Annotated in this window: 6 protein-coding genes (1 of these 6 cut by a window edge); all 6 read left to right on the top strand. The window is 66.0% G+C overall.

Features of this window, described 5'->3' with window-relative positions:
- Tightly spaced (at most 40 nt apart), the 6 genes in view from CF161_RS00145 to CF161_RS00170 form a layout consistent with a single transcriptional unit that may run on beyond the window.
- Positions 1–1,056, top strand: partial view of a DUF2341 domain-containing protein gene (locus CF161_RS00145; RefSeq protein WP_020294494.1) — the 3' portion only. The gene continues 741 nt to the left of window position 1, outside the view; 1,056 of the gene's 1,797 nt are visible here — the last part of the coding sequence; its start codon lies off the left edge, out of view; it ends in the stop codon at positions 1,054–1,056.
- Positions 1,057–1,067: 11 nt separating this feature from the next.
- Positions 1,068–1,493: a biopolymer transporter ExbD gene (locus CF161_RS00150; protein ID WP_020294495.1), complete on the top strand. Its 426-nt coding sequence runs from the start codon at positions 1,068–1,070 to the stop codon at positions 1,491–1,493.
- Between the two features lie 3 nt (positions 1,494–1,496).
- Positions 1,497–2,207 carry an energy transducer TonB gene (locus tag CF161_RS00155; RefSeq protein WP_020294496.1) on the top strand — a complete coding sequence of 237 codons (711 nt, stop codon included), beginning with the start codon at positions 1,497–1,499 and terminating at the stop codon, positions 2,205–2,207.
- A 40-nt stretch (positions 2,208–2,247) separates the two neighbouring features.
- Positions 2,248–3,948: a putative porin gene (locus tag CF161_RS00160; RefSeq protein ID WP_020294497.1), complete on the top strand. Its 1,701-nt coding sequence runs from the start codon at positions 2,248–2,250 to the stop codon at positions 3,946–3,948.
- An 18-nt stretch (positions 3,949–3,966) separates the two neighbouring features.
- Entirely contained in the window at positions 3,967–4,614 is a 648-nt protein-coding gene (locus CF161_RS00165) for a hypothetical protein (RefSeq protein ID WP_020294498.1), read from the top strand.
- Positions 4,615–4,633: 19 nt separating this feature from the next.
- Positions 4,634–5,128, top strand: coding sequence for a YbjN domain-containing protein (locus tag CF161_RS00170; RefSeq protein WP_020294499.1), 495 nt, complete (start codon positions 4,634–4,636; stop codon positions 5,126–5,128).
- Positions 5,129–5,200 lie beyond the last annotated feature (72 nt).

Consider the following 5,200-nt stretch of genomic DNA (forward strand, 5'->3'; position numbering starts at 1 on the left):
AGCCAGCCGCTGAACCCCGGTCAATGGCAACACCTGGCCTTTACCGCCCAGGGCGAGCGGGTCGCGCTCTACCTCAACGGCCGCGAAACCGCGAGCCTGGCCCTGGCGCTGCCGGCGTTCAATTCGCCCCTGGCCATCGGTGCCGACCTGCCGGACGCCGCCAGCACCCACCTGCCATTCACCGGGGCCCTGGACGAGCTGCGCCTGTCCAAGGTCTCGCGCCCGGCCGCCTTGCTCCTGGCCGACGCCAGCGCCCAGGGCGCCGAGTCGAAGCTGGTGGTTTATGGCGTCGATGAAGAACAGTCGGGTTTCGGTTTCGGCAGCCTGGGCTTTCTGCTCAACGCGGTGCCGGTGGACGCCTGGGTGATCATCCTGGTGCTGGTGGGGATGATGATCCAGTCCTGGGTGATCATGCTGCGCAAGAACCGCATGGTCAGCCGGGTCAGCAGTGCCAATGAAGTCTTTCGCGAGCAGTTCGCGCAGATCGGCACGCGCCTGGAAATGTTCGCCGACGACCCGCAACTGGCTGAACGCCTGACCCATTCCTCGCTGTGGCGCCTGTACCTGGTGGCGGTCAAGGAGATCCGCACCCGGCGGGCCCAGGGCGCCGACACGTCGTCGGTCTCGGCGGCCACCATCGAAGCCATCCGCTGCTCCATGGACGGGGTGCGCACCCGGGAAAACCAGCAGCTCAGCGCCAAGCTGTCGACCCTGTCCAACGCCATCGCCGGCGGGCCCTATATCGGCCTGTTGGGCACGGTGCTGGGGATCATGGTGGTGTTCCTCGGCACGGCCATGGCCGGTGACGTCAACATCAACGCCATCGCCCCGGGCATGGCCGCGGCCCTGCTGGCCACCGCCATGGGCCTGTTCGTCGCGATCCCGGCGCTGTTTGGCTACAACCGCCTGATCACCCGCAACCGCGAGGTCAGCGCCGACATGCGGGTGTTCGTCGACGAGTTCATCACCCGCCTGGCGGAGATGCACGGCGAGAGCCAGCACAGCGAAAACGCCCATTGGCGGGTCAGCCATCCCAACGCTTCCGTACCGGCCTGAGGAGAACCGCCATGGCTTCCGTGAACGCCTCCCATGACGACGAAGAAGACGCCGCCGTCGACAGCATCAACATCACGCCCCTGGTGGACGTGCTGATGGTGGTGCTGGTGATGTTTATCCTCACCGCCACCGCCCAGGTCTCGGGGATCCAGATCCACCTGCCCAAGGCCAGTGCCTCGGTGTCGTTGTCCGAGGCCAAGACCAAGGCGATTTCGGTGAACGACGGTGGCCAGGTGTTCCTCGATGCCTACCCGGTGACCCTGGCCGAGCTGGAAGAGCGCCTGCGTATCGAGAAGGCCCAGAGCCCGGACTTTCCGGTGATTGTCCGCGGCGATGCCACGGTGCAGTACCAGAAGGTGATCGAGGTGCTCGACCTGCTGCGGCGCCTGGAGCTGTCCCAGGTCGGGCTGGTCACCGGCAAACCGAGCCAGGGCTGAGCCATGACCGCACAACAACCTATCCAGCTGCCACCGGTGCGGCACACGCCGCGCGCCGCGCGCCTGTTGAAGTGGGGCGCGGGCCTGCTGCTGGGCGCGGTGGCGGCCTGGCTGCTCTGGCAATGGGCCAATGACATGAGCGGCGTGCGCCGTGAAGCGCCCAAGGTGCCGACCATCATTCCCTTGCCGCCGCTACCCCCGCCGCCCCCGGAAAAGCCCAAGGAGCCCGAGCCCCAGGTCGAGGAAAAGGTCCCCGAACCCGAGCCGACGCCGGAGCCGGAACAGGTCAAGCCCGAGGAAGAGGCGCCGCCCAACCCGGCCCAGGACCTGGCCAACCCGATGCAGATCGACGGCGATGCCCAGTCCGGCAACGACGGTTTCAACATCGGCGCCGGCAAGGGTGGCGGCATGGCCGGTTCCGGTGGCGGCGGCCTGGGCACCGGGACGTTCAAGCAGTACCTGGCGGCGACCTTCCAGCGCCTGCTGCGCGAAGACCCGGAGCTGCGCAAGAAGGCCTACGCGGTACAGGCGGACCTGTGGTTGAGCGCCGATGGCCAGGTCACCCGGGCCGAGCTGGTGCAGTCCAGTGGCGACCCGCAGACCGATGCCCAGGTGCTGGCGGCGTTGCGCGCCACACCGCGCCTCAAGGAACGCACGCCGGCCTCGCTGACCCTGCCGGTGCGCCTGTCCCTCAAGGGCCGGCGTCCGGATTGATCGAACCCTATTTGCAGTTTTCTACAGGAGTTGTGTGCAGATGATTTCCCACGTGAATCGATTGACCCTGGCGGTCGGCATGGTCATTGCGACCTTGGTCGGCCAGGCGACGGCTGCCCCGGCCGCGCCTTCGGAAAACGCCACGATCAACCTGATCCGCCTGCTGGTGCAGCAGGGTGTGCTCAAGCAGGAACAGGCCGACGGGCTGATTGCCCAGGCTGAAAGCGAAGCCCGCCAGGCCCGTCAGGCCAGCAACGCGACGGCGGTGGCGGCCGGCCCCGCCACCGCCCCGGGGGATGTGCGGGTGCAGTACGTACCGACGGCGGTGCGCGACCAGATCCGCGATCAGGTCAAGGCCGAGGTCATGGCCACCGCCAAGCAGGAAAACTGGGCCCAGCCCAACACCTTCCCCGACTGGGTGTCGCGTATCAGCTTCGACGGCGACATCCGCCTGCGGGACGAGTCGCGCTACTACTCGGGCAACAACAGCAATGAAATCGTCGACTACGCCAAGCTCAACGACACGGGCCCCTACGACGTCAACAAAGACACCAACACCAAGCTGCCACCCTTGCTCAACACCCGCGAAGATCGGGAAAACCTGTTCCGCCTGCGCGCCCGGTTGGGCATGAAAGCGCTGATTTCGCCGGAGTGGACCGCCGGCGTGCGGATCGGCACCGGCTCCGACAACAACCCGGTGTCCACCACCCAGACCCTGGGCGGCGGCTTTGGCAAGAAGGACATCTGGCTCGACCAGGGCTACCTGACCTGGAAGGCCACCCAGGACCTGACCCTGACCGGCGGGCGGATCGCCAACCCGTTTTTCTCCACCGACATGATGTATTCCAACGACCTCAACTTCGACGGCGTGGCGGCGATCTTCAATCACACGCTCAACAGCGATTGGGGGCTGTTCGGCACCCTGGGCGCGTTCCCGGTGGAGTACAGCTCCGACACCGCCAGCAGCAACGGCCTGGACAAGGAAGACAGCGACAACAAGTGGCTGTTCGGCGGGCAGATCGGCGCCAACTGGCGGATCAACCGTGGCAACAGCCTGAAAGGCGCATTGGCCTATTACCGCTTCGACGATATCGAAGGCCAGCGCTCCAGCCCCTGCACGCCTTGGGCCGGCCAGCCGGCGTGTGACAGCGACGGCTCGCGGGTGGCCTTCATGCAGAAGGGCAACAGCGTGTTCCTGCTGCGCGACATCAGCCCCAACCCGGCCACGCCCGGCCTGACCCCGCAGCCGCAGTACGTCGGCCTGGCGTCCAAGTTCGACGTGCTCGACCTGAACCTGGTGTGGGATGCCGAGTTGCCGGACGACCTCAAGCTGCGCAGCCAGACCAACTTCATTCACAACCTGGCCTACGACAAGGGCGAGATGCTCAAGCGCAGCGAGGGCGAGATCGTCAACAACATCAACCGCAAGGGCCAGTTTGAAAGCGGCGCCAACGCGCTGATGGTGCAGTTCACCCTGGGCAGCGCGCTGGAGATGAAAAAGGCCGGCGATTGGAACCTGCTGGCGGGCTACAAGTACATCCAGCCCGACGCCTTGCCGGACGGCTTCAACGACTCGTCGTTTCACCTGGGCGGCACCAACGCCAAGGGCTATTTCATCGGCGGCAACTACGGCATCGACAAGAACATCTACGCCAGTGCCCGTTGGTTGAGCGCTTCAGAGGTGTATGGCGCGCCGTTTGAAGTCGACGTCATGCAGCTGGAAATCAACACGCGCTTCTGACGCGCAGGGAGACGCCACATGAACACGCGAACCCGGGCAGGCGCTTGCTGCCTGTTGCTGGCCCTGGGCGGCCTGGCCGCCAGCGGTGCCTCGGCCGAAGGCATGGAAGAGCGCCTGCGCACCCAGCTGCGCAGCACCACCGCGCAATTGCAGGCCCTGCAAAGCGAGCAGGCCCAGGCCAGTGCTGCGCGCAGCGCCGCGGAAAACCAGACAAAGCAGGCCCAGGCGCAAATCAGGCAACTGACCGCCGAGCTGGACAAGACCCGGGCCCTGGCCGAACAACTGGCCGGCCAGCAGCAAAGCCTGCACAGCCAGGCCCAGGCCCAGGTGGCGGCCAGCAGCGAGCAGGCCGGCAAGTTCAAGAAGGCCTATGACGAGCTGCTGGTCATGGCTCGGGGCAAAGAGACCGAGCGTGCGCGGTTGCAAGGGCTGTTGGCCGAACGTGACACACAAGTGCAGCAATGTTCGGTCAAGAATCAGCAGATGTACGAGGTCGCCAAAGAGGTACTGGCGGCCTACGAAAAAATCGACGTGGCCGACGTGATGAAAATCCGCCAGCCGTTTGCCAGCGGCGCCCGGGTCAAGTTCGAGGAACTGGCCCAGGGCTTTGGCGACGGGCTGTACCAGAACCGTTTCGATGCCCCCCAGGCTGCGATCAACCCCTGACTGACAAGGAAGAACCTGCATGAACAGCCCACAACTGATTACCAGCGTCACCGTGCCAAGCCTTACCGAGCTGCTGCAAGAGGCCGGCTACCGGGTCAACCAGAGCGAACAGAACGCCATCGTGCAACTGCTCAGCGCCAGCCAGGGCATCGGCTTTGCCGTGCGCTTCGGCAACCCGGCGGCGGAGCCGGGCCACTACGTGGATTTCACCTACAGCTGCGCGCTGCGGGTCCAGGGCGATTTGCCGGATGGCCTGGCGCAACTGTGGAATGCCTCGCGGCGCTTTGCCCGCCTGGCGTTGCAGGGTGAGTTCCTGGTGATGGAAATGGACGTGGTGGTGGCCGGCGTGGGCGAAAGCCACCTGCGCAGCCAGCTGGAACTCTGGGACCGCCTGCTGCAGGAATTCATCGTCTACCTGCGCGAATACAGCCAGCACGCGGCCCAGCTCCAGGCCCAGGAATCTGCCGCCGCGGACCCCGCGCCGGCCCCGGCTGAAGAGGCACACGCCCTGTGAAAAAGCCAAGCCTGGTGATCGGCGCCGGGGCCCTGGCGCTGCTGGTGGTGGGCGTGGGCCTGGCCTTGCGTC

Origin of the sequence: Pseudomonas sp. CF161, assembly GCF_000416215.1 — a bacterium.
Lineage (GTDB): Bacteria > Pseudomonadota > Gammaproteobacteria > Pseudomonadales > Pseudomonadaceae > Aquipseudomonas.